2 protein-coding genes and 1 tRNA gene are annotated in these 1,389 nt (G+C 59.7%); all 3 read right to left on the bottom strand.

Annotated elements, in window-relative coordinates:
* Positions 1–234: 234 nt before the first annotated feature.
* Positions 235–311, bottom strand: a tRNA-Met gene (locus KQH55_RS09965).
* A 123-nt stretch (positions 312–434) separates the two neighbouring features.
* On the bottom strand, positions 435–686 hold the full coding sequence (locus KQH55_RS09960) for a cysteine-rich CWC family protein (RefSeq protein ID WP_076786347.1): 252 nt from the start codon (positions 684–686) through the stop codon (positions 435–437).
* An 87-nt stretch (positions 687–773) separates the two neighbouring features.
* Positions 774–1,389, bottom strand: a 616-nt coding sequence (locus tag KQH55_RS09955) for a DDE-type integrase/transposase/recombinase (RefSeq protein WP_235090719.1), incomplete at its 5' end; no start/stop codon positions are given.

Here is a 1,389-nt window from a genome sequence, read left to right as displayed (position 1 = left end):
TGTGTACCGAGTCATGCGTACGCACGCATTGCTGATGCAACAAAGGCCGCAGCTATCTCGAGCGCAACGTCGCCGAGCCGGTGAGGCGATGCTGGAATAAGGCGCTAATCGAAAATATTTTCAGTTCGCTGAAAAGGTCGCATGCGTGCCGGCCGGCACCTCGCGACGCGGCGTGCCGCAATGTAAGGTTAAGAAGGCGCAGATTCGGTGCGGAACCGGCCTTTTTGCGAGCTTTGGTTGCGGGGGTAGGATTTGAACCTACGACCTTCGGGTTATGAGCCCGACGAGCTGCCAGACTGCTCCACCCCGCGTCTGGAAAGAAAAAGATTATAGCGGGGTCTAACGAGTAGGTCAAATGATTACGGTGACCAACGCGCATGCCACCATGACGACGCTTAAGCCAGTGACCGTAGCAGGACGAGCGCGTGGCCGCCTCAGGAAGCCTCTGAGCCGGTGCAGTCTTGGTTGGGGCAGATCGGGTTCACATGGTCCGCTTCGTCCGGCGCGGTGGCGTCGACCGGCATGCGTGCGAGCTTGTTCACCAAGCAGCTGGAGCACAGGCAGCCCTGCTCGGGATCCAGCGCGCGGGCAGGCAACGGCGGCAAGCTTGCGCACCAGCAGGGGCGGCTGGGATTGTCCGCCCCGCAATCAAATGCTTTGCCGCAGTACGAGCACCGTTGTCCCATTTCACACCATTCATTTCATTGACACTTGGCCTGGAGCCGTTCAAGCAGTTCGCGGGTGGAGTTGACCCCGTAGTCCCGGACACGACCTCACACTACGGTTGATGAATCCACGGTGCGTCGAAACTCGCGCGCTGAGCGATATTTCAGCGCGCTATGGGGATGCTTCTCGTTGTAATGCTCAAAGGCCATGGCGAGATTGAGCACGGTCGTCGCCGCATCCGATTTTGGCATAAAGGCTACGTAATCGCGCTTCATCGTCTTCACGAAGCTCTCAGCCATGCCGTTACTCTGTGGACTGCACACCGGCGTCGTCTGCGGCTTCAGACCGATTTCGGTTGCGAAGCGGCGCGTTTCGTCGGCCGTATAACCGGAGCCGTTATCGCTCAGCCACTCGATTTCCGAGGGTGCTTGTAGCGCATTGTCAAAGCGGTTTTCGACGGCCGCCAGCATCACATCACGCACCGCGTCGCCACTATAGCCAGCCGTCGTCGCCACCCAGCTTATCGCTTCGCGCTCGCAGCAATCCAGCGTGAACGTCACGCGCAGCGCCTCGCCATTGTCGCAACGGAACTCAAAGCCGTCCGAACACCAGCGTTGGTTGCTGCGTTCGACTGCGACCTTGCCATCGTGGCGACGTTGCACTCGAGGTGGCTGCGGCCTTCGTTGCATCAGCAATGCGTGCGTACGCATGACTCGGTACACG

The organism is Mycetohabitans sp. B3 (assembly GCF_021498065.1).
In the GTDB taxonomy this organism is placed as follows: Bacteria; Pseudomonadota; Gammaproteobacteria; order Burkholderiales; family Burkholderiaceae; genus Mycetohabitans.
Note: the sequence above shows the minus strand (reverse complement) of the source record. Positions and strands in the feature narration are given on the sequence as shown.

Coding starts and splice junctions, on each gene's coding strand:
- KQH55_RS09960 (WP_076786347.1), bottom strand. CDS start 686: ATGGGACAACGGTGCTCGTACTGCGGCAAAGCATTTGATTGCGGGGCG.